The organism is Embleya sp. NPDC025285 (assembly GCF_055558835.1).
In genome coordinates, this window is the sequence record NZ_JBVHLU010000143.1 from 1 (window position 1) to 22,477 (window position 22,477).

At 72.5% G+C, this 22,477-nt stretch carries 23 protein-coding genes; 3 read left to right on the forward strand and 20 right to left on the reverse strand.

The window, feature by feature from the left end:
• Window positions 1-1,456 precede the first annotated feature (1,456 nt).
• On the reverse strand, window positions 1,457-2,689 hold the full coding sequence (locus ACZ4FV_RS47450) for an IS256 family transposase (RefSeq protein ID WP_465327309.1): 1,233 nt from the start codon (window positions 2,687-2,689) through the stop codon (window positions 1,457-1,459).
• Between the two features lie 982 nt (window positions 2,690-3,671).
• Between ACZ4FV_RS47450 and ACZ4FV_RS47455 the strand changes: the two genes are divergently transcribed.
• The gene (locus ACZ4FV_RS47455; protein ID WP_395874343.1) at window positions 3,672-5,141 is read left to right on the forward strand and encodes an AAA family ATPase; all 1,470 of its coding nucleotides are present in this window, start codon (window positions 3,672-3,674) and stop codon (window positions 5,139-5,141) included.
• 1,207 nt (window positions 5,142-6,348) lie between these two features.
• Here the strand turns inward: ACZ4FV_RS47455 and ACZ4FV_RS47460 are convergent.
• Entirely contained in the window at window positions 6,349-6,882 is a 534-nt protein-coding gene (locus ACZ4FV_RS47460; protein WP_465327359.1) for a hypothetical protein, read from the reverse strand.
• Between the two features lie 197 nt (window positions 6,883-7,079).
• On the opposite strand from ACZ4FV_RS47460, the gene ACZ4FV_RS47465 reads away from it, so the two are divergent.
• Both ACZ4FV_RS47465 and ACZ4FV_RS47470 read left to right on the forward strand, forming a co-directional pair.
• Entirely contained in the window at window positions 7,080-8,555 is a 1,476-nt protein-coding gene (locus ACZ4FV_RS47465; protein WP_465327313.1) for an AAA family ATPase, read from the forward strand.
• 640 nt (window positions 8,556-9,195) lie between these two features.
• Window positions 9,196-9,930, forward strand: coding sequence for a prepilin peptidase (locus tag ACZ4FV_RS47470; protein ID WP_465327315.1), 735 nt, complete (start codon window positions 9,196-9,198; stop codon window positions 9,928-9,930).
• Window positions 9,931-9,992: 62 nt separating this feature from the next.
• On the opposite strand, the gene ACZ4FV_RS47475 is transcribed toward ACZ4FV_RS47470, so the two are convergent.
• From ACZ4FV_RS47475 to ACZ4FV_RS47560, 18 genes are all read right to left on the reverse strand, one after another.
• Window positions 9,993-10,649, reverse strand: a complete 657-nt coding sequence (locus ACZ4FV_RS47475) for a hypothetical protein (RefSeq protein ID WP_465327318.1) — start codon at window positions 10,647-10,649, stop codon at window positions 9,993-9,995.
• A 44-nt stretch (window positions 10,650-10,693) separates the two neighbouring features.
• The gene (locus ACZ4FV_RS47480) at window positions 10,694-11,476 is read right to left on the reverse strand and encodes a hypothetical protein (RefSeq protein WP_465327320.1); all 783 of its coding nucleotides are present in this window, start codon (window positions 11,474-11,476) and stop codon (window positions 10,694-10,696) included.
• 123 nt (window positions 11,477-11,599) lie between these two features.
• Window positions 11,600-12,076, reverse strand: a complete 477-nt coding sequence (locus ACZ4FV_RS47485) for a hypothetical protein (RefSeq protein WP_465327322.1) — start codon at window positions 12,074-12,076, stop codon at window positions 11,600-11,602.
• Window positions 12,077-12,110: 34 nt separating this feature from the next.
• Complete coding sequence (locus tag ACZ4FV_RS47490) at window positions 12,111-12,269, reverse strand: hypothetical protein (protein WP_465327324.1); 159 nt, start codon at window positions 12,267-12,269, stop codon at window positions 12,111-12,113.
• Entirely contained in the window at window positions 12,266-12,940 is a 675-nt protein-coding gene (locus tag ACZ4FV_RS47495; protein WP_465327327.1) for a hypothetical protein, read from the reverse strand. Before ACZ4FV_RS47495 ends, ACZ4FV_RS47490 begins: the two co-directional genes overlap by 4 nt.
• 143 nt (window positions 12,941-13,083) lie before the next feature.
• Window positions 13,084-14,082 (reverse strand): hypothetical protein, encoded by a 999-nt coding sequence (locus ACZ4FV_RS47500; protein WP_465327331.1) that lies wholly within the window; start codon window positions 14,080-14,082, stop codon window positions 13,084-13,086.
• Between the two features lie 79 nt (window positions 14,083-14,161).
• Window positions 14,162-15,175, reverse strand: coding sequence for a hypothetical protein (locus ACZ4FV_RS47505; RefSeq protein ID WP_465327333.1), 1,014 nt, complete (start codon window positions 15,173-15,175; stop codon window positions 14,162-14,164).
• 101 nt (window positions 15,176-15,276) lie between these two features.
• Window positions 15,277-15,846 (reverse strand): hypothetical protein, encoded by a 570-nt coding sequence (locus ACZ4FV_RS47510; protein WP_465327335.1) that lies wholly within the window; start codon window positions 15,844-15,846, stop codon window positions 15,277-15,279.
• Window positions 15,847-15,900: 54 nt separating this feature from the next.
• The gene (locus ACZ4FV_RS47515) at window positions 15,901-16,872 is read right to left on the reverse strand and encodes a hypothetical protein (RefSeq protein ID WP_465327337.1); all 972 of its coding nucleotides are present in this window, start codon (window positions 16,870-16,872) and stop codon (window positions 15,901-15,903) included.
• A 203-nt stretch (window positions 16,873-17,075) separates the two neighbouring features.
• Entirely contained in the window at window positions 17,076-17,807 is a 732-nt protein-coding gene (locus tag ACZ4FV_RS47520; RefSeq protein WP_465327339.1) for a DUF317 domain-containing protein, read from the reverse strand.
• The gene (locus tag ACZ4FV_RS47525) at window positions 17,804-18,274 is read right to left on the reverse strand and encodes an SPDY domain-containing protein (protein WP_465327340.1); all 471 of its coding nucleotides are present in this window, start codon (window positions 18,272-18,274) and stop codon (window positions 17,804-17,806) included. Before ACZ4FV_RS47525 ends, ACZ4FV_RS47520 begins: the two co-directional genes overlap by 4 nt.
• 160 nt (window positions 18,275-18,434) lie before the next feature.
• Window positions 18,435-18,848, reverse strand: a complete 414-nt coding sequence (locus ACZ4FV_RS47530; protein WP_465327342.1) for an SPDY domain-containing protein — start codon at window positions 18,846-18,848, stop codon at window positions 18,435-18,437.
• Window positions 18,849-18,914: 66 nt separating this feature from the next.
• Complete coding sequence (locus ACZ4FV_RS47535; RefSeq protein WP_465327344.1) at window positions 18,915-19,370, reverse strand: hypothetical protein; 456 nt, start codon at window positions 19,368-19,370, stop codon at window positions 18,915-18,917.
• A 98-nt stretch (window positions 19,371-19,468) separates the two neighbouring features.
• Window positions 19,469-20,230, reverse strand: coding sequence for a hypothetical protein (locus tag ACZ4FV_RS47540; RefSeq protein ID WP_465327347.1), 762 nt, complete (start codon window positions 20,228-20,230; stop codon window positions 19,469-19,471).
• A gap of 95 nt (window positions 20,231-20,325) precedes the next feature.
• Entirely contained in the window at window positions 20,326-20,676 is a 351-nt protein-coding gene (locus tag ACZ4FV_RS47545; RefSeq protein WP_465327350.1) for a hypothetical protein, read from the reverse strand.
• Window positions 20,677-20,694: 18 nt separating this feature from the next.
• On the reverse strand, window positions 20,695-21,486 hold the full coding sequence (locus ACZ4FV_RS47550; protein WP_465327352.1) for a hypothetical protein: 792 nt from the start codon (window positions 21,484-21,486) through the stop codon (window positions 20,695-20,697).
• A gap of 132 nt (window positions 21,487-21,618) precedes the next feature.
• Complete coding sequence (locus tag ACZ4FV_RS47555; protein ID WP_465327354.1) at window positions 21,619-21,840, reverse strand: hypothetical protein; 222 nt, start codon at window positions 21,838-21,840, stop codon at window positions 21,619-21,621.
• Window positions 21,841-21,887: 47 nt separating this feature from the next.
• The gene (locus tag ACZ4FV_RS47560) at window positions 21,888-22,256 is read right to left on the reverse strand and encodes a hypothetical protein (RefSeq protein WP_465327356.1); all 369 of its coding nucleotides are present in this window, start codon (window positions 22,254-22,256) and stop codon (window positions 21,888-21,890) included.
• Between the last annotated feature and the right edge of the window lie 221 nt (window positions 22,257-22,477).

Genomic DNA, 22,477 nt, shown 5'->3' on the forward strand with positions numbered 1-22,477 from the left:
GGTTTTTGCTTTTCCGGGCGGTTGGGGGGTGGTGGGGGGGGGGGGCGCCCCCCCCCCCCCCACCCAACACCCAATCGCTACGCGATTGGTCGCCGAGCCTGGCATGTTCGACTCCCGATCGCATTGCTCACGAACTGCACTGGCAGAAAAGGGGGTTCGCATCCGGGACTGTATTCACTCGGGGGGCCCGTGGGCCGGACGCCGACCCTGGAGTGAACCAATGCCTCACAACACCTCGGGACTTGGAACCGTCATCGCCGCCCATCATTGGAAGCAGGCGACTTCACCACCGGCCGGCCACTTCCAATATGGGTGGGCACCACACTACGGACAAGACAATGCATCAAAACATGACCCGGGTACGATCCGGCGAAATCCACGGGCCCCACCGGGACATCGGACGGTCCGCTCCGCGGCCCCACCATCGCGCCCGCCGGGCCGAGCCGGCACCCACTCCTCGGATACATCGCACCGGCCCTCCACGGCCATCAGAGCCCGCCCTGGAAACCACCGGGAACCCCCGACAAGCCCCCTGGACGGCCCCTCCGGCCCTCGATGCCCGATCTCCGCCACGAAGGCCCTGCAACGGCACGACAACCCCCGGCGGCCCCGATCGAAAAGCCCGAAAGTTGTAAGGAAAATCCGGGCAGGAATCGGGACACCGCAGAGCAACCACCTCCACTGGGCACAGCGCCCCAACCCACACGACGGACCGGGGACGGCCAACTCCCGGGCACGCATGGGAGGTTGCGGGACGCTGCCCTGCAGGACGTCGTCTCCACGACACCGGAAACCGTCCAAACGACACGAACGGCGCCCTGCACGGCCGCGACCAGGCACACCCGTCAATACCGACCCACGACATCCTCACACGGCCACCACGACACCCAACCGCAACTCCACAGCCCCTACGGCCCCACTCCCCCAAACAGAACCGGCACCGACCTCCAGGCGCAGCGAACAGGCCCTCCACCGTGTCGCGAGCCCCGCCTCGGACCACCAGGACGGCCCGACAGGAAGCCGCCCGACGCCCCCTGCGGCCCTCACGCTCCGATTCCGCCACGGCCCGCGACCGAGCCCGAACAACGCCGCAGGACGGCACGCCGCGACGCCGACGAACCCACACCCTCCCACCGCATGTCGTAAGGAAAACCACACGGAAACCCCACCGCAGAAACCAGACAACAAACCACCACACCACCACACGACCCGAACCGGCAGAGACCAGGACGACATGGCCTGCCACCGCGACCACACACGGCGCAGCGGACGACACCGTCGGGGCCGGGTCGACAGGGGCCGGACGGCTGCGCAACGAGGACCGCGAACGACACGGGCGGCGTCCCGGGCTCGTGCCGGAGGAATCGGGAGTATCAGGATTTAGGTGTACGGGGTCTCGTTTGAGTGAGTCTGGGTTTCGACTCGGTTTCGTTCGTTCGGTCGTCGCCGGTTCGGCTCAGGTGCGTCCGGCGGTGACGCGGCCGTCGAAGGCGAGGTCGAAGGCGTTCAGCGCGGCCTTCCACTTGTTGGACCAGCGCACGCGTCCCTTGCCGGTGGGGTCGAGGGCGAGGGTGGCGAGGTAGAGGCGTTTGAGGGCGGCCTGTTCGTTGGGGAAGTGCCCGGAGGCGTTGGCCGCGCGGCGGTAGCGGGCGTTGATCGACTCGATCGCGTTGGTGGTGCAGATGATGGTGCGGATCTCGCGGTCGAACGCGAGGAAGGGCACCATCTCGGCCCAACTGCGTTCCCACAACCGCACGATCGCCGGATACGAGGCCTCCCACGTCGCGGCGAACTCGGCGAGACGTTCGTGCGCCGCGCCCTCGGTCGCCGCCGTGTAGACGGGCTTGAGGTCTCGCGAGATCGCGGACCAGTCCTTCCTCGACGCGTAGCGGAACGAGTTCCGCAGGAGGTGGACGATGCAGGTCTGGACCACGGTGGCGGGCCAGACCGACGCGACGGCGTCGGGCAGGCCGTTCAGCCCGTCGCAGACCAGGACACAGCAGTCCTTGACGCCCCGGTTCTTGAGTTCGCCCAGGACCTGGCCCCAGTACTTGGCGCCCTCGCCGCCGTCGCCGATCCACAGTCCGAGGATGTCGCGGTAGCCGTCGACGGTGACGCCCAGCGCCACGTAGACGGGGCGGTTGGCGACCTGGCCGTCGCGGATCCTCACGTGGATCGCGTCCACGAAGACCACCGGGTAGACCGGGTCGAGCGGGCGGGTGCGCCACTCGTTCATCCCGCCCAACACCTGGTCGGTGATGGTGGAGACGGTCTCCTTCGAGGTGGTGATGTCGTAGACCTCGGCCAGGTGCGCGACGATCTCCCCGCCGGTCAGGCCCTTCGCCGTCAACGAGATCACCATCTCGTCCAACGCGCCGGTGCGGCGGGAGTGGACCGGGACCAGGCCCGGGCGGAACGTCCCCGCCCGATCCCGCGGGATGTCCAGGGTGACCGGTCCGACCTCGGTGTTCACCGTCTTGCGACGGGTGCCGTTGCGGGCGTTCCCGCCGCGGCGTGCGCTCGCCGCACCGGTCCGGGCCTGCTCGACACGGAGATGCTCGTCCATCTCGGCGTCGAGTGCGTCCTCCATCAGGTGCTTCGCGAGTGCCTGCAACAGGCCGCCCTCACCGAGCAGACGCACCCCGCCGGCCCTGGCCTGCTCGGCCGCCTTCTCCGCGAGTTCGGCCACGGGGCCGCCGTCAACGTAGTGTCCACGCCCTGCCCGGTAGCCGGCGCGGACGTTCCCAAAACGCCCTCCACCGCACTCGACCCGGTCGTCGTAATCGCCACATCGATCATCGGATACTCCCTTTGCTCAGGGTGTACACCGAGTCCTTGATAGTCCCGAGGAATCGGGCCCGGCGCTCGACGCGGCCGGCGCCGTCGTGGTCGGGATGCGGACCGGGTTGTCGAACGGCCGGGCCGAACGATCGACGACCGACGCACCCGGCGTGGTTCGCTGTCGGGCGAGCGGAAACCGCTGCCGACGGCAGCTCGGTATGCGCCGGTGAGGCCGTGTCGGTCCGGGGGCTTCGTGTGCGGTGGGGTGTGAGGTTCACAGTGAGGTGGGGGCTTGGTACCGGTGGGGGTGTTTAGGGTTGCCCCGTTGAGGGGTGAGACGACGTGGTCGTTCGTGGGTCGGGTCGCCGGGTTCTACGGGCCGGCGCCAACGCCCTGGCGGGTCGTTGGCGATGGGTCAACCACCGCCCCCGGCACGGGAGCGGGGCGCGACGGGCGGACGCGGAGGTAATCCTCGACGCGGCGGGGCGGCGGACATTGGCGCGGCTGTGCGGGGCCGAGGAGGAGGTGCTCGCGCGGGCGTTGTCGTCCTGGGGCCGGGAGGAGGACGAGGTCGCCGGGTGGGGCACGGCGGGGATACCCCGGGGGATGTGGCGGGTGGGCGGTGCCGTGGTGGGGCCGGTGGCGTTCGGGTGTCGCCTGTGTACGGCGCGGCGTACCGGGATGCCGGTACGGGTGGTTCGGTACGCGGCGCGGTGGGAGCGGGCGTGCGTGCGGCACGGCCGGTGGGGCCCGGGCCTCTCTTCTTTCGTCTCGGTCTCGACTGCGGACATGACACCCCGGCCCACAGCACTACCCACATCGACCTGCGGCCCCGGCATCGCGTCATTGCAAGGAGTACACTCCTTAGAAGTGTGGTCCTAAGGAGAAGCATGCAGAAGCCGGAGCACGTGTTCGATCGCGCGATGGAATGGCGGGCGCTGGTGTCGTTCGCGACCCGAGCTTCGCCTCATGCGTTGTTGGGGGTGGTCAGCGGGCGTCGGCGGATGGGGAAGACGTATCTGCTTCGGGCGTTGACGGAGCAGTGCGGTGGGTTCTACTTCGGCGCGACGACGGCGACGGCGGGTGAGTCCCTGCGGCAGTTCGGCGCCGCGCTCGCCGAGCACACCGGGGCGCCGGCGCCGTTCTCCTTCGCCACGTGGGACGACGCGGTCACCTTCCTGTTCGGTCTTGCCGATCCGGCCCGGGGAGAGGGTTCGCAGGTGATCGTTCTCGACGAATTTCCGTACCTGGCGAAGGTGGCGCCGGAGCTGCCGTCGCTGCTGCAGCGCGAGATCGACCGGTTCCAGACCCGGCCCAGCCGGATGCGGCTGCTGTTGTGCGGGTCGGCGATGTCGGTGATGGGCGGTCTGCTGGCGGGTTCGGCGCCTCTGCGCGGGCGGGCGCAACTGGAGCTGGTGGTGCGGCCGTTCGACTACCGTGCCGCCGCCGCGTTCTGGGAAGTCGCCGACCAGCCGGAACTGGCGGTGAGGCTGGGGGCGGTCCTGGGCGGAACGCCGGCGTACCGGCGGCAGTTCCTCGCCGACGATGTCCCCGGCACGCCGGCGGACTTCGACGACTGGGTGTGCCGTGCGGTGATGTCCCCGCTCAGCCCGTTGTTTCGGGAAGCGCGGTATCTGCTGGCCGAGGAGACCGACATCCGCGACACCTCGCTCTACCACTCCGTCCTGGCCGCGGTCGCGGAGGGCAATCACACCCGCGGCGGGATCGCCGGGTTCATCGGGCGCAAGGCGGTGGACATCTCCCACCCGCTCAACGTGCTCGAGGACGCCCACCTCCTCACCCGTGACATGGACGTCTTCCGGCAGGGCAAGTCCAGGTACCGCATCGTCGAACCCCTCATCACCTTCTACGAGGCGATCATGCGCCCCGCCTGGGGGCGCCTGGAACTCGGCCAGGCCGATCGGGTCTGGGCCGCTTCCCGAGAACGCTTCGCGGCCCAAGTGGCCGGCCCCCACTTCGAGGCCCTGTGCCGCGATCACCTCCTCGGTCCCGGCGCCGACCTCGCCGGCGCGCCCCTGGGGCACGTCGGCGCCGGAGTGGTCACCGACCCCTCCTCCCGCACCTCCGTCGAGATCGACGCGGCAGTCGTCGAGGCCGGCACCGGCGCCCACCCGTCCAGGATCGCGCTGCTCGGCGAAGTCAAATGGGGAACCACGATCGGGCTGCCCCACCTCGCACGCCTCACCCGTGCCCGCGACGTCCTCGCCGGCCGCGGACTGGAAACCGCCGGATGCGTCCTCGCGTGCTTCAGCGCCACAGGCTTCACCGACCACCTCCGCCACGAAGCCGACGCCCGTGACGACGTCCGCCTGATCGGCCTCGACGAGTTGTACGCCTGACCCCGGCCCGGCCGAACCAGCCGTTGCGGACCGGGTCGCATCAGGCACCCGACGCCGTGTGCGGCGTTGCGGTGCGATCCCGCGCCGGGTGTTCCCCACGCCGTCCGGCGAAGCACAACGTGATCCGCGTCCGAACCACGATCCTTCGACGCCGACACGACCCGCACGACAGTCCTCGCGTGTTCCACCCCCACGAACGCGACGAACGCGTGACCCCACCGCCGAGGTCCCCCCGACGTACGGACCGAAGGAGCGTGGGACCTGTCGCCCCGGACAGACGTCATGCCGACCGAGCGCATGGCCGCCGGCCGCCCCCGCGTCCTCGCCGCCCCCGACCACCCGGCATGCCTCGTCCGAATGCAACCCCGCGCCGGCCGACCGCGTACCGCCACCATCCCCGCGTCCCGGGCCGCCCCGGCCGGACGACCTCGCCGCCCAAACGTTCACACGGCCGCGACCGCCGACCGAAGCGGATCGGCGACCCGACCGAGGTCCTCCCCCGCGTCCTTCACGCCCGGTGGCACGCACGGTGAGGCGGCGGAGCGAGTGGGTGTGGTCGTGGTCGCCGCGGGTCAGGAACGGGGCCCGGGCGCGCAGGCCCGTCCGAGGAGTTCACGGCCGGCGACGGCGTCCGGCCGGCGGACGCGGATGACGCGCAGATGGGAGGTGACCCTGGCCCGGATGCGGAAATCGCCCCTGGCCACGGTGTCGTCGACGTGCCGCACGTCCTTGGTGGCGACGATTTCCCACAGGTGGTGGAACAGCCGCGGGTGCGCGGAAGTCGGGCCGAACCCAGCCGGGTGAGCTCGTGCCGGGCCAGGACCCGGGAGGCCGGCGCCGGCACCGGGACGCGTTCGCATCCGGCACCGCACAGGACCAGGACCGCGGTGGCCGTGGGCGCACCCCACAACAGGCGCAGGTGATCGAGCGTGACCGGGACCAGGCGTTGGCATCGTCGAGGAAGAACACCCCGGGTCGTTCAACAACCTCGGTCAGCACCGGCAAACACACCACACCCACAACCGACCTCCAGACAAAGGCCCTACGCGCCCACGACACGTCGACGTTCGGCGCGGGACCCCGGGTTAGCAAGCGTGTCGAATACCGGCCCCGAACCACGGTGAACGAACGCCGGGGTTGTTCGCCTCGAGTCGGCGCGGTCATCCGCGCTACCCCGGGTACCCGTGGGGCAGATCTCGAGGATGGATCAGGGGGTGTCGTTGGGGAGAACCGTGACACTTTGACGGTCGAGGTCGAGTTCGACGGTGCCCCCGCCTTGGGCGCGAAGCTGCTTCCAGGCGGTGTATCCGGTCAGGATGGCGCGTTCCCAGTCGGCGGCACGACAGACGCCGACTTCCAGGTGGGCGGTCATGTGGCTGATCGTGGTGAGCAGTTCCTGGTCGATGTGGTGCACGTCATCGAAGTATCGGTGGCGCGCGGCGTAGGAGAAGACGAGGGCGGAGATGCCTTCTTCGATGGCGATGGCACGGCCGCCGTCTTCGGTTTCGTCGGTGTCGGGCCGACTCTTGCGTTTGCGGCCGAGCAGGAAACGCGTGACGGGCGACCAGCCCAGGACGGCGGCGTGGGCCAGGTGGAAGGCGTCGTGGAAGCGATAGTCGTCGTCGACGCGCGAGGCGTTCGTGAGGGGGTGACCGGCGGGTGTGCCGTCGGCGCGGGTCAGGACGATGTGGGTGCGGCCTCCCTCTGTGGTGATCGCCGAGGGCGGGACCGGGGCGGCCACGGACAACGCGGACGACGGCGGCGCAGCAGTGGGCGGCGCGGGGGTCGCCGGGGGCGCCCTCGGCGCAGCCGCTGTGGGTGGCCCAGCAGGCGGCACCGGGGACGGCGTAGGCGCGGACGCGGACAACCGTATCCGCCTGCGATGATAACCACGGTTATAATAGGCACGTTCATTATTGCCGACACCCGGGTGGGATCGTGCACAAGCCGTCCGACATGTTCGACCGAGACTTCGAGTGGTCCGAACTCGTGCGCTTCGCCGCCTACCCGGGACGTGAGGCCACGCTGGGGGTGGTCTCCGGGCGGCGTCGCCAGGGCAAGACGTTCCTCCTGGACGCGCTGTGCCGGGAGACCGGGGGGTTCTATTTCTCTGCCACCGAGGCCACCGAGGCCGAATCGCTGCGCCAGTTCGGATCCGCCCTCGCGCGCCACGTCGGCCAGCCGGTCCCGTACCGGTTCGCGCACTGGGAGGAGGCCGTCGAGACCCTGATGGCCATCCCGGCCCCCGACGGCGGACCCATGCCCGTTGTCATCGACGAATTTCCCTTCCTCGCGAAGGTCTCCCCCGAACTGCCCTCGCTCCTGCAACGCGCGCTCGGACCCAACGCGCGCCGCGGTGGCGCCCCGATCCGACTGCTGCTGTGCGGCTCGGCCCTGTCCTTCATGGGCAACCTGCTCACCGGGACCGCCCCGTTGCGCGGGCGCGCGAGCCTGGAATTGGTGGTGCCCACACTCGACTACCGGCTCGCCGCGCGATTCTGGGACATCGAGGACCCCACGCTGGCCATGCTCGTCAACGCCGTCGTGGGCGGAACCCCCGCCTACGCCCGCGAGTTCACCCTCGGCGACGCCCCCGCCGACCTGGAGGACTTCGGACCCTGGGTCCAACGCAACGTCCTCAACCCGGGACGCCCCCTGTTCCGAGAGGCCCGCTTCCTCCTCGCGGAAGAGCCCGACCTGCGCGACACCGCCCTCTACCACGGTGTGCTGTCGGCGATCGCCGACGGCAACCACACGCGAGGCGGAATCGCGAGCTACCTCGCCCGCAAGTCCACCGACCTGGGCCACGCCCTGTCCGTGCTCGAGGACACCGGGATGATCGTCCGCGACCCCGACGCCTTTCACGGCAAACGCTCCGCCTACCGCATCGCCGAGCCCATCGTGTCCTTCTACCACGCGGTCATGCGCCCCGAGTGGAGCGACCTCGAGCGCCCCGGCCACGCAGGCGAGGTCTGGGCCCGCTCCCAGGCAACCTTCCTCAGCAAGGTCGTCGGCCCGCACTTCGAACAGGTCTGCCGCGCCTGGACCCGCTGGTACGCCTCGCCCGAAACCCTCGGCGGCCACCGCGTGCGTGTACAAACCGGCACCGTGCCCGACCCCGCCGCCAAGAACGGCCTCGAGGTCGACGTCGCCGTCTTCGGCCGCGACGACCACGGCCACGAAACCCTCCTGGCCATCGGAGAGGTCAAGTGGAAGGCCCGGATGGGCCGAGCCCATCTGGCCCGCCTCGAACGCATCCGCGAACTCCTCGCCGCCCGCGACGGCGTCGACGCCACCCACACCCGCCTGCTCTGCTTCAGCGGCGACGGCTTCACCGACGACCTGCACACCGCCGCCACCGACAACCCCGACCTCCAACTCGTCGACCTGGAACGCCTCTACAACGGATCCTGACGCCCGACCGGACGGTCTTCACCGCGCCCTCGCTGCTCGTGAGCCGGAAGGGGTTCCCCCGGGGCAAAACCTCGAGACCGGCACGTTGCACCGTCGGTCCGAGGAGGCGCAGGGCAGCGAAGGCGCGGACCGATCGACGGCCTCGCCGGGGTGTGGGTGTGTACACCCCGGGTGACGACTTCTCCGGCGTCGCCGGGCTCGTATGCGGTCACGGGCGGGACTCCGGGCATGGTCGGGGAAACGGTTGCGGGGGCGGGGTCCGCGGAGCGGGCGGGGGAAGCCACGGCTTTCCGACCGGTCGCCACCGATACCGCGGGCTTCCTGGCGGCGCCGGCGGCGGGTGGCCGGCCCCTGCGCGTACGCGTGAACGCACGACGCGGTGCGCTCGCCACACGCCGGACCATCACCCAACCATCCGCGCGCCGCGGCCATCCATGTCGTCGGGATCGGTGACACCCAGCCCCCACCGGACACGACGACCCGACCCGGACCGGCCCCGGCGCGGAGCGTCGCCGACCACGACAGCACCATCGACCCCGCCGAACTCGCAAACCCCGCCGAGCTCTCCCTGCTCGGCATCGTGCCGCCCGAGGCCGCCCGAGGTCCGCATCGCCACCCACACCCGTGGTGAGAATGGCGGGTGACGGCGATACTCGTGGCGGTGTTCGCGGCCGGGGCCGGTCTGGGTTCGTTCGTGCGCTCGGTGGTCTTCCGGTACGCGGTGCCCGCCGGCGAACCCCTTCGGCGGGCCTGCCCCGGCTGCGGCGGGGCGGTGCCCGTGCCAGGCCCGGTCACGGTGCGGCCGTTGTCCGCGCGGGGGCGTTGCCGGTGGTGTGGGGTGCGGGTGGGTTCGGCGCCTGGGGTGCCGGAGGTGTCGACGGGGCTGGGTTTCGTGGGCGCGGTGGCCGGGGCGGCGCCGCCGTGGACGGTGATCGCCTGGTGCTGGTTGGTGCCGTTCGCCGTGGCGTTGGCGTTGGTCGACGCCGCGGTCCACCGGCTTCCCGATCGGCTCGTCCTGGTCGCCGGCGTCGGCCTGGTCGTGATCCTGGCGGGCGTCGCCGCGGCGCAGGGCCGTCCCGGGGCGTTGGTTCGCGCGGTGGCGGCGGGCCTGGTGCTGGGGGCTTTCCATCTGGTGCCGGCGTTGGTGGGCGGGATGGGCATGGGCGACGTCAAGCTCGCCCTGGTCGTCGGCGCGGCGTTGGGGTGGGCGGGGTGGTCGTGTGTGCTCGTGGGCGCGTGTGCTGCGTTCGTGGTGTCGGGCGTGTACGCCGGGGTGATGCTCGTGGTGCGTCGGGGCGGGCGCACAGGGCGGGTGCCGTTCGGGCCGTTCATGATCGCGGGCGCGTGCCTCGCGCTCGCGATCGGCGGCCTCTGACGCGGCGGCACCCCACCCCCGGGGCGGGGTGCCGGTTCCTTTTCGCGCTCTGGGGTCCAGGGTCAGGGGCGCAGGTTCTCCAAGAGGGCCCGGATGGCGTCGCGGTCACCGATGCCCTCGGTGAGAAGGGCGAGTTGGGCGGTGATGCCGCCGTTGTTGACGGAGGCGGCCTGTGCGGCGAAGGCGGTGTGGACGGCGTCGTCGAGGTCTCCCTCACCGATGCCGTGGTCGGCGGCGAGGGCGAGGAGGTCGCGGGTGTGTTCCAGGTTTGCGAGTGCGGTGCGGGCGTGGTGGCCGGTGGCGGCGTGGAGCAGTCGTGTGCGGGTGTCGGGGTCGGGTTCGGTCGCGATCCGCGTGGCCGTGTCGGCGTTGATCATGGGGGTGCCGGATCGGTCGCAGGGGCCTCGCCAGGTGTGTCCGGGGGCGCGGACGAACAGGTCGCCGGCCTCGCCCCGTTCGATCTCGGTCCGGGCTCGGTACGCGAGCGCGGGGTCCAGCGTGGTGAGTTCGTCGAGGAGGGTCTGCACGTCGTGGGTGTCGAGGCCGTAGGCGGTCAGAGCCAGGCCGGGCGTGATCCGGGGCTCGTCCGCGTCGGGGTCGGTGCGGTGGCGCTCGGTGTCGGTCATGAATCCCGCGTCGCGCAGGCGGTCGCCGAGATCGGCCGCGCTGTCCGGGGAGCAGTCGAAAACGGTGAAAATGGCGTAGTACTCGTCGTCCATTGCCGATTCTCCTTGTCGTCGTGCGGGTGTCGGGGGTGCCGGGGCTACGCGTGGCGGAGGTCGCGTCGGGCCCGGTTGAGGTGGTGGTCGGTCGCCGCGATCGGGCCGACGTCGGTGGCGGCGCCTCCGCGCCAGTCGGCGGGCCTGCCCGGTGCCTGCGGTGCCTCGGGGTCGGTCGCCGGGTGGTTGAGCCATCCCCATAGTTCGCCGACGAGTTCACGCAGTCGGCCGTCGTCGTCTTCCAGGTAGAAGTTCGAGTCGCCGCCGAATCCGTAGGGGTCCACGTAGTCCCAGAGGCAGACGAGGCGGGTCCCGAAGGTGGTGTTGAGGCGTCCCAGGACGGTGTTCACGCGCGCGTCGTCGTATCCGTCGTCCATGGATCCGCGCAGATCGTCCAGTACTTCGGCGTGGGGATCGTGGCGCCGGTTGGGTAACTGCTCGCTGCGGCCGGCTTTGATCCACTGTTCGAGGCGCGTGCGGAGGTCGTGCACGGTGATCGAGGCCAACTCCTCGATGGGCACGCCGAGGTCGTCGTGGAACGAGAAACCGGCACGGTACCCGAGGCCGCGCTCGTGGATTTCGACGGCGGAGGGCGGGAAATAGCGCAACTCCCACCCGGCGTCGCGCACGCGCACATAGGGCGTGTGCCTGTTCTCCAGGTGGATCGTCTCGTGCGGGAACTGGGCCCGTGTCTCGTCGTAGTCCCGTTCCCGGCCCCGGCGGACGATGTCGTCGCACAGGCTCGACAATCTCGCCCGATGGTGTTCGCGACGGATGTGCCGCTCGTCGACGCCGGCGGATTCGATCAGTTCCCGAGCGGCGTTCACACCGGGGTCCTCATCGCTTCCTCGGGCCGGGTGATCTGGGGTGTACACGTGTGTCTCCCTTGGGGGTTCGGGCGGGTTCGGCCGGCCCCTGCCCGCCGCGTGGCACGCGGCGGGCAGGGGGCTTCAGGCCGGGGTGTCGTGGCAGCAGGCGCAGGGGGCGGCCTGGTCGCGGCGTGCGCGGGCCGCGGCGCGGCGTTCACGTTGTTCCAGGCGGGTGCGGCAGGTGATCTCGCCCGTGGTGATCCGGTAGTGGGTGTGCCGCTGGTTGCGGTCCATCGTGCGGCACAGGGGGTGGACGGCCTGGTGGTCGTGGTCGCGGGGGTGGGCGGTGTGGGTCTCGCCGCCCAGGACCGATGTGCACACGGTGGAGAAGGTGTCCTCGTCGGCGACGGTGGGGTGGGTTCGCCGGTCCTGGTCGAGGGCCGCGTCCCATGCCTTGGCGGGGGTGTGGGTCTTGGCGCGCCACAGGGTGCCGGCGGCAATGGTGACGGCCGTTCGGCGGCGTTCGGGCAGGTCCTCGAAGTTGCGGCGGGCCCAGCGGTTGGCGGGTTCGGTCTGACCTCGGGGTCCTGTGGTGTCGGTGGGTTCCGGGAATGCCATCGGTACTCCTTGGGGGTGTGCGTTCGGGTGGTGGTCAGGCGCGGATGTCGGCGTGGAAGCGTTCGGTGGCGATGCGGACGGCGCGTTCGGCGCCGGTGGCGCGGACGACGTCCCAGTGGGTGAAGGCGGGGCCGGGGATCCGGTGGTGTACGTCGAGGTCGGGCTCGCCCGGGATGGCGGCGTGGAAGGTCACCGCGCTGTCGTCGTGGGTGCCGTAGACGCTCCACCACCGGGTCGGCTTCGCGCGGCCGGGGGCGATACCGGCGCGGCTGAGGGCGTGGTCGGCGTCGAGGGCCCATATCCGGTCGGTGTAGGGCACGGTGCCGTCGGATGGCGGGCGAGTTCGAGGTCGGCGGCTTCGCCTGGGAACGTGCCCAGGACGAGTGCGGTGTCGTCGGGCATGCGCAGGCCGACGACGGTGAACGGGACGTGGACGTAGTCGATGCCGTGGGCGAGGGTCCGGACGTGCGCGTGGTCGGCGACCACGCGGGGTGTGCTGTCGTGGTCGGGGCGGATGCCCACGAGTCGGTCGCGGACGAAGCGCATGGCCTCGCGGGTGTCGACGTTCCACACGCTCGCGGTGAACGCGGTGGTGTTTCGGCCCTGGGGGGTGAGGACGATGTCGATGTCGCGGTGGCGGCCCTCGACGGCGGCGACGACCGTCCTGTCCTCACCGCGCCGCATGCCGAGCACGGTGTACGGGATCAGCGGGGCCGTCAGCAGGGGCGAGGTGACGTGGACGCGGGCGAGTTCGCGCCGGATGAACGTCAGGGACGGGCGCGCCTCGGCCTCGGCCTCGGCCGGGCCGGCCGGGGCGGGGGCGCCGCCGGCGGCGGGGGTTCGGGGTGTGGGTTCGTCGGTCACGGTTCGTCCTCCGGGTGTGGGTCGGGATGGGGGGTTGGGTGGAACGGCGGAGCGGGCGTGGTGTGTTCGCCCCGCCGTGTGTGGTTCGGGTGGGGTGCGGGAGCCCTGCTCGGCGGGCTCCCGCACCGGCGGGTCGCTGGGGTTCAGTCGCGGTTGGCGGCGTTGAAGCGGTCGAGGGCGATGCGGACGGCGCGTTCCGGCGTGGTGGCGGTGACGAGGTCCTGGTGGGCGAAGGTGTGCTCGCCGAAGCCGTCGATGCGGTGGTGCACGGTCAGTGCCCGGTCGCCGGGGACGGCGGCGTGGAAGGTGATGTCGCAGTCGTCGTCGCAGGTGCCGTACACCGTCCACGGGATCGGCTCGGGTGCGGGCCGGGGGTGGGTGGCGGCGCGCCGGAGGGCGTGGTCGGGGTCGACGGCCCAGATCTCTTCGGCGAAGGGCACCGTGCCGTCGGGGAGGCAGTTGAGTTCGAGGTCGACGGGTTCGCCCTCGATGGCGCCCAGGACGAGCGGGCGGTCGTCGGGCAGGCGCAGGCCGACGACGGTGAAGCGGGTGTGGACGTCGGGGATGTTCCGGGTGGTGGTCCGGATGTGTTCGTGGCGGTCGAAGACCCGCGTGGGGGCGTCGGCGGTGACGCGTGGGCGTGGGCGTGGGCGTTTGCCTTCGGCGGTGCGGATCGCCTCGCGGGTGTCGAGTGCGCGCAGGTGGTCGAGGAAGGGCCGGGCGCCGTCGTTGGGTGGGGCGAGGTGCACGTCGTGCGGTCGTCCTTCGAGGGCGGCGAGGACGATCGTGTCGCGGTCGTGGTGGTGCAGGCCGAGCGCGGTGTACTCGATCGTGCCGACGGCGGTCTGCTCGGGGCAGCCAAGGGCATAGACGCGGTCGCGGGCGAATCGCACGAAGGTGATGTCCGGGGGCGGCATCGTCGCCTTCGGGTCTTGGTCGGAGGCGGGCGTGTGGGTGGGCGGGTGGGGGGCTCGGGTGGTGGTCACGGTGAACGGCAGGTGTGGTGCGGTCAGGTGCGGTGAGGTGACGTGCACGCGTTCGCGGTCGCGCCGGGTGGAGGTGACGACCGGGCGCGCGTCGGGCTCTGCCGGGGTCGGGGTCGGGGTCGGTATGGGGGTTGGGGGTGTGGGGTTCTCGGTCATCGGCGCTTTCCTGGTGTGTGTGTGCGGGGGTGAACGGCGGGGCGGGCATGGTGGCTTCGCCCCGCCGTGGGGTCGGTGTTCAGCGCACGGGTGGGCGGCGGTAGAGGTACTCGCGCAGGGCGCGGACCCAGGCGGTGACGGCCTGGACCATGTGGGCGTCGTCGGCGGGCCCGGTGCGCTCGACGCGGAAGACGTCCTCGGGGATGTAGTCGGTGGGCGGGTCGTCCCAGCGGTGGTGCATCGCGGTCCAGGCCCCGACGTCGCAGAGGCTGTCGGGGAGTTCGTCGTCGTGCTCGGTGTCGGCGATGTGCAGGCGGGAGCCGTCGGGAAGGACGAGCAGGATGAACGGGTAGCCGGCGTCGTCGGTGGCGAGGCGGGCGACGTGCCCGGCAGCGTTGAGGGCGTCGACCACCGGGGCGTACTCCTCCTGCATGGGCGGCTCCGGTTCGTCCAGGGCGGGCTGGGCCATCGCCTCGACGACCGCCGCCAGGGCGGGGTATGTCCATGGGCCGATGGGGGTGATGGCGGATTCCTCGCGGCTGTCCGGCACGCGCCGGCCGACGTGGATGTTGCGGCTCGAGACGGTCGCGTAGGCGGCGGGCCCGGAGACTGTTCGGCCTGTGGGGTCGGCGGTGATCTGCGGCCGGGATGGCCTGGCGGTGACCGCCCGAACGAGCGCTTCGACGTCCCAGGCGGCGGGCGTTGCGTTGCCCCCGGTGCCGGGGGTGTCCCCGGTGTCGGGGGCGCCGGCGATGATCGCGCGGATGGTGGGGACGGCGACCTCGGGGCGTATCGCGCTTCCGCGCAGGGTCAGGTGGGCGATCGGCTCGCCGAGGTGGGGACCGTCGAGTTCGATGCGGGCGCGCACGGTCACGCCCACGATCGGGCCGGCGCAGAACACGACGACCGGGTGCACGCTCATCGACGCCTGCCCCCGAAAGGCGGGGGCGACGGGCACGTGGAACCTGCCGGCGCCGGGCGCGGCCCACAGGGCGCGGGCGATGGCCGCGACGTGGGCGGGCTCGCCCCGGAGTTCGCCGGGGTTGTACAGGCCGGGGCTGTTGTGGCTGAAACGCGTGGGCTGCATGCCCATGGGGTCTTCTCCCTCGTGTGGTGTGGGGCGGTGGGCCGGCCCCGCCTCGCGGTGTTCGCGACGCGGCACGGCGAGGCGGGGCCAGTGGGTGGGGGTGCGCGCTATCGGCCGCCGCAGCCGGCGTGGCCGCAACCGCCGCAGAATGCGCCGTGGTTGCACACGCACGGGCACGGGCCGCCGGCGGTCCCGCTCGTCCGTCGACGGGTCGGGCGCGGTGCGGGGCCGGCCGGGCGGGCGGGCGCGTTCGCGGGCGCGGCGGCGGTGATCGCGGTGGTGGTGTGTTCCGTCGCGTACGTGTAGGCGTCGACCAGGGTGTTGAGGTCGCGCACCGCGATGGCGTGGTGGGTGGCGGTGGCGTCGAGTCGGGGGCCGGCGCCCTGGAGGATCCCGGCCTCGTGGAGGCGGCCTTGGGGAACGGCGTCCAGCGCGCGGTTGAGCGTGTCGATCAGGCGGTGGATGTCGTGGACGAGGGTGGTGGTGGCGCGGTCGACGTCGGTGGCGATGGTGTCGATGAGCACGGCCAGGCCGTGGAGGCTGTCGCACTTGTCGGCGTGGCGGTCGTGCAGGGCGCCCGGGGTGACGCCGAGGCGGTCGATCACGGTCCGGGTGCCCGGCTTCGAGCTGGCGATCGCGGTCGGGGTCGGTGGTGTGGGGGTGGGCGGCTTGGGCATCGGGGTGCTCTCCGTTCGTGGTCTTTTCGACGGTTCGGGGATCGGGGTTGGGGGTCAGCGTTTGAGGACGTGGACTCGTTGGCCGCCGATCAGGGGCGCGGTGGGTGGGCCGGCGATGTGGTCGCCGATCCAAATCGGTCGGGCGCGGACCTCGTCGCTGAAGCGCGGTGCGCGGTAGCGGCGCCAGTGGCCGCGGACGACCCAGCGGTGCTGGTAGGCGCGGGTTCCCGGGGTGTTCTCCTCGGCGCCGTCGCCGGGTGTGCGGGCGTGGCGCAGCTCGATGACCCGTACGCGGGCGGGTGTTCGGGGGGTGAGGCGGGCGATGCGGCGGCGGGCGGCGCGGGGGATGTCGCGCATCGTGTGGGTCGCGATGCTCTGGCCCATCAGGAGCCAGGTGGCCGCGAGCAGGCGCAGGGTGTGGGCGTTGTGGTCGCCGAAGGCGGCGTCGACGAGGCTGCCGGGGTGGAGTGCGGCGGAAAGGGCGAAGTCGTGGTGGTGGGGGGTGTGGACGGGGTGGAGGCGGTGTTGAGGGCGGGTGGTGTGTGGGCGGGGTCGGGTGTCGGTGTGGGGGACCGGGTACATCGCGGTGTAGTGCCGGGTCCAGTAGTCGACGGCGGTGGTGCCGCGTTGGGGGCCCCAGGTGATCGCGTGGACCGGGCGCGTGACGCCGTTGCGGTCGCTGTCGTCGGGTGGGTCCTGGAAGACGAGGAGGCCGGCGGGGGCGGGCAGGTCCTCGACGGTGAAGGTGTAGTCGGTCAGGCTGCGGGCGGCGTGGTGGGCCAGGGCCGTCATGTCGGTGGTGACGTAGAACGCCTCGGCCAGGTCGAGGGTGTCGGCGAGGTGGCGGGCGACGGAGGCGGGCACGGTGTGTCCGGCGAACGCGGGTCCGGTGGGCAGGCGGTGGATGCCGGCGGCGGTGAACAAGGTGGTGAAGTAGGCGGTGGCGCCGTGGTGGGTGGTGTCGTGGGCCCACGCGGCCATTTCGGCCTGGAGTTCGGGGACGTCGTGGGCGGTGCGGACGATCACGGTTGTTCCTCCTTCGACGGGCGGGCGATACGCGCGGGCGGGCGGTGCGGGTTCGGGCAGGGGGCATCGCCGACGCGCAGAGGGGTGTGGTGGGTGTGGGCCGGCGTGGTCACGGGCCCGGGGCCGGGCGGCCCGCCCGGGTGCTGTGGCGGGGCGGGCGCCCGACGGTGGTGCGAAGTGCGGCCGTGCGGTGGGGTGGTGGGTCAGGGGGTGGGGGTGGGGCGGCGGATGTGGTCGGGCAGGTCCTCGGGGTGGCGGACGATGTCGGTGGTCATGGCGAGGCAGAACGCGGTGATGGGCTCGTCCGGGACGGGCCCGGTGAACTCGACCTCCCAGGAACCCGTGAACTCGGCGTTGCCGACCGCGACCTGCCACCGCGCTCCCCCGTCCGGGGCCGCGTCCGGGGCCGGGTCGGGGTCGGGGTCGGGGTCGGGGTCGGTGGTGCGGGTGACCGTGGCCAGGCCGTCGGGCGCGGTCAGGGTGTGCGTGCCGTCGTCGGTGGTGTGGGTCCACCCGGCGTCGGTCAACACCTCGAACGCCAACCCCGCGTCACCGGGGTTCCCGGGAGCGCGGACGCGGGCGGGCAGGGCGGCGAGCGCCGCGCAGAACGCGTCGATCAACTCCTCGGGGACGTCGGTGAACCCGACCGACCAGGCCACGGCGTCGTCGGGTGTCGCCTTCACGCCCACCCACCAGATCGGCACGACGTCGCGGGGGCGTTCCGGGCTCCAGGCGACGAGGGCGCCCTCGTCGGGCGAGGTCGCGACGGTGTTGCAGGCCTCGTCCCCGGCCAGGGTCCAGCCGGCGTCGGTGAGCGTGTCGAAGATCGCCCCGACCGTGCCGTGGCCGATGCCCGCCAGGTAGGCGGGCACGCTCACGTCGCCGTCCGGGTCGTACAGGTGCTTCAGGAGCTGGAGTTCCGCCTCCGGTGTCATCGCGCGTGTCCCTTCCTGTGCGGGTGCGGTCGCTGGATTCGGGCCCCGGGGTGTCGGGGGCGGGTGCGGCGGACCCGGTCGGCGCGGTCGGGCAGTTCCCCGGGGTGGCGGACCAGGCCGGCGGGGTCGGCCATCGCGCGGCAGAACGCCTCGACGAGTTCATGGGGCACGTCGTCGGTGAACGTGGTGTGCCAGGTGGGCTGGTACCTGCCGTCGCCGACGGTGATCCGCCACAGGTTGTCGTGGTGGTGGTAGTCCGGGTCCTCGGGCTGGAACCGCACCCTCGCCAGGCCGTCCGGGGACCACGCGGTGACGTTGCACCAGGAGTCGGTGACCATGGTCCAGCCCGCCACCTCCAGCGTGCGGAAGACCGCGCCGACGGTGTTGTCGCCGATACCGGCCAGGTAGGAACTCACCGCGATGCGGCTGTCCGGGTCCTCGAAGTGGGCGCGTTCGTCGTCGTTCACGGGGTCGTCCTCTCGGTGGGGCGGGGTCGTGCGCCCGGGCCGGGCGCACGGGTGGATGAACGGGTCGGGCAAAGCGGGCGCGCGTTCGATGGGTCCGGCTCCGGGTGCCCCGCCCCGCCGCGCGGCGCGGGCCGGGCGGGGCGGTGCACCCGGGGCGGTGTCAGTGCCGGATGGGGCGGAACACGTGCGCGTGGTCGGGCAGTTCCTCCGGGTGGCGCACCAGGCCGGCGGGGTCGGTCATCGCGCGGCAGAACGCCCCGACGAGTTCCTGGGGCACGTCGTCGGCGAAGGTGGTTTCCCACACGGGCGGGAACCTGCCGTCGCCGATGGTGATCCGCCAGAGGTTGTCGCGGTAGTGGTAGTCGGGGTCCTCGGGCTGGAACCGCACCCGGGCCAGGCCGTCCGGGGAGGTGGAGGTGACGTTGCACCGGGGGTCGGTGACCGTGGTCCAGCCCGCCGCCTCCAGCATGCGGAAGACCGGGCCGACGGTGCCGTCCCCGATGCCCGCCAGGTAGGGCCTGACCGCGATGCGGCTGTCCGGGTCCTCGAAGTAGGCGCGTTCGTCGTCGTTCACAGGGGTCGTCCTCTCGGTTCGGTGGGGTCGTGCGTCCGGGTCGGGCGCACGCGCTCGGGTGTGGGGTCAGCCGGCCGGGTCGGTCGGGTCGGGCGCGGTGGCGCGCCGGTGGACGGTCAACAGGCGGGACAGGTGTCCGGCGGTGTCCTCGCGGCGGGCGGCGGTCAGGGCCACGTCGCCGCCGTAGCGCCGGCCCAGGGGAATGCCCCGGTCGAGGTTTTGCGTCGCGGAGGCGAGTTGGGCGGCGGCGGATGCGATGTCGGACCGCAGCTGGGTGTCGAGGAAGTCGAGGAACTCGGCGGTGTGCACGATCAGTCCGGCCAGACCGGGGATCGCGCCGTTTCCGCGCGAGGCGTGCAGGAGGTCCACGAGCGTGCGGTTGGGGTCCGTGGACTCCCCGCCGAGGGCGCCGTGGACCATCCACGTGCCCGCGGGGTACACGGTCGCGGGGGCGAGCCGGGGCCTGCGCGGTACGGGTTTCGGTGCCGGGCGGGGAGTGCGCCGGTCGGGTCGGGCGTTCACGGGATGCCTCCGGTGGTGTGTGGCGGTGGCGGGGTGGTGGGCCGGGGCGGTGTGTGTCGCCCCGGCCCGGGGCGTCGCGTGCGGGGGTGCGGGGTGGGTCAGGTGGCGGGGCCGCCGAGGAGGTGGGCTCGGGCGCGGCGGTACGCCTGCAGGAGGGTGCCGAACCGCACCACGGCGTCGAGGTGTCGGGCGGCGGCGGTGATGTCGGTGACGAAGTGGTGGGTGCCGACCACACCGTTCATGTCCGCGTGCGCGGAGAACGCCCACGCCTTGTCCCTCATGTGCCGGCGCAGGTCGGTGTCGAGGGTGTCCAGTTCGGTGGCCTGCGTGCCGATCAGGCGTCGCATGCCGGCCATCGGATCGGGGCCCCCGGGCGCGTCGATCGCGGCCAGGTAGGCGGGGTCGGCGTCGAGGCGGCCCAGGGTCATGGCGGTGCCCAGGGGGGTGCCGGGGCGGGCGCGCCACGCGGTGAGCAGGTCGGGGTCGGGGTCCGCGCCGGGGGTGGGCGCGGGGGCCTCGGGGGTGGCGCGGTGGATGCCCAGCAGGCGTTCGAGGTGGGTCACGGCGTCGCGCAGGCGGGCGTCGGCGACCGCCGGGATCAGGTCCGACCGCTCGAGCGGCTTCAGCGTCCGGTACGGGTCCGGGTCGAACGCGGCGGCGGTGGTCAGAGCGGTCATCGCGGTGGTGAACGCCTGCTCGCGCAGGGCCTCGCGGTCGTTGACGTCGTCGGCGGCGGCCACGGTCAACGCGGTCAACCCGCTCATCGCATCGTGCGCGCGGCGCGGGTCGCGCAGGGTGTCGGGCGTGGCGCAGAGGGCGTCGGCGACCATGCGCGTGCCGAGAGGGATGGTGCGGGACATCGGGAACCTCCGGTCGTGACGTGACGTGACGTGGTGTGGCGGTGGTGGTGCGCGGTCCCGGGGGCGGATGTGTGGCCGCCCCGGGCGGGCGGTGGCTAGAGGAACTCGGCCATGCAGGTGGTGATCTGGCGCAGGAGTTCGCCGGGCGGCGGCTCGTCGATGTCGAACCGGGCCTCGTAGCGGTGGCACAGGCCCTTGCCGGGGGCGCCGAGGGGCCGGAAGGTGAGCACGGTCCACGTCACTTCCAGGGCGCCGGCGGGCGTGGGGGCGTGCGGGGTCACCAGAACGAACACGTCCTTCTCGCGCGAGTCCGACTCGTCGCCGAGAACCAGGGCCTCCATCCGGAGGTGGAACCCCTCACGCGTGACGGTCACCTCGAGGACGCGGTGGATCAGGGCCAACGGGTCCGGGTCGGCGGCGGTGCCGGGGGTGTCGGGGGTTGTCATGACGTCACTCCTTCGCGGTCACGGGCGGGCGTGGGCGGGCACGTCCTCGGGGTGGCGCGGCAGACCGGGGCCGGTCATGGCGCGCATCACGGCGGCGATCACCGAGGCGGGCGTGCGGGCGGAGAACACGCCCTCCCACAAAGCCAGGTGGTGCGCGTAGGGCCGGTGGCCGGCCCGCAACAACCACCCGCCGCCGGGGCGGACAACCCAGTCGTCCCCGAACGTCACCCGCGCCGGGGTGTAGTTGAGCGAGGTGGTGCCGTCGGGCCCGTAGGCGCCGATCGAATCGTCGTCGTGGTGGTCGATCGTCCAGCCGGCCGCGCGGGCGAGGGCCCACACGGGGTCGGCATCCCCGGGGTCGGCGAGCCAGTCCGGCTCCCCGTGCCCGGGGGCGGCGAGTTCGGTGACGGCGGCGGCGACGATCTCCTGCGGCACGTTCACGCCGCTCAACAGCGGGCGGGCATCGTTGAACGCCATCGTCCAGGCCAGGTCGCCGTCCGGGCGGCCGTCGATCGTCCAGATCACCTGGATCTCGTGGCCCGCGCCGTCGAGGTCGTGCGGGGTGAACGGGTGCGGCGGCTCGGCGAACATCTCGGGGAGGAACCCCAGATACACCCGGCCCGTGGTGGATCGGGCGTGGGCGTTGCCCATGTCGTCGATCGCCGTGGGCCACCCCGCCGCCCGCGCGGCCTTGAACACCGCGTCGTTGGTGTCGTCACCGGCCAACCAGGCCGGGAACACCGTGACTTGGGCACAGTCGTCCTCGGCGTCCGGCGGCGGTGCGGGCGGCGGGTTCGGGTGGGTGAACACGGATCCTCCTCGGCTCGGGTGGCGCGACACGGGCGATGCGCGGTGTGGTGCGGTGCGGTGCGGGGGCGGGCCCGGCCCGGGGCGGCACGTGATGCGGGCCCCGGGGCCGGGTCGGCCGGCGGGGGTGGCCGGCTACAGGTGCGGGCGGTTGTGCTCGTCGCGGTGGATGCCGGCCTCGCCCCAGGTGATCGGGATGGAGAACGGGCCGTCGGGGCCGTGGAGTTGGGCCATGCCGTCCGCGAGGATCTCGACGTCCATCCAGCGGTCGGCGACCCGCATGTGCGCGCACACCTCGGACCAGGGCAACCTCACGCGGACCCGGTCGCCGATGCGGAGCACTTTCGTCGCGTGCATGACGCCTCCTGGGTGTCGCCGGGCGTGACGAAGCCCGGGGTGGGTGGTCAGGGCTCGGTCGTGGCGCTCTGGTACGCGGCGATCAGGCGGGTCAGGTACTCGATCCGCAGGTCGTGTCGTCCGGCGGCCACGTCCAGGGAAATCCCGGTGAACTGGAGGATCCCGGCGCCGTGCCGGCGCCCGTGGTCGATGTCGTGCTCGGCGATCCGGCCGAGACGGTTGGACAGTTCGCGGGTGTCACGCGCCAGGTCGACCGTGGCGCGGTCGACCTCACGGGCCGTGTCGGTGATCAGGCAGGCCAGCTCGAACAACGCGCCGTCGGTGTGGAGGAAGCGGAGTTCACGCGGGGTGAGCCCGAGCCGGTCGATCACGGCCTGGGTGCCCGGCGCCGGCGCCGGTTCGGTGGGGGTGGTCACGAGTGCCTCCGGGTGGTTCGGGCAGGGGTCGTCGACCACCGGCCCCTGGGTGGGGTGGTGCGCGGAGTGCGGGTGCGAGGGTGCGTCGGGTGTCGGGCCCGGGGTGCCGGGGGGGGGGGGGGGGGGGGGGGGGGGGGGGGGGGGGGGGGGGGGGGGGGGGGGGGGGGGGGGGGGGGGGGGGGGGGGGGGGGGGGAAGGGAGGGGGGGGGAAAGAAAGAGGG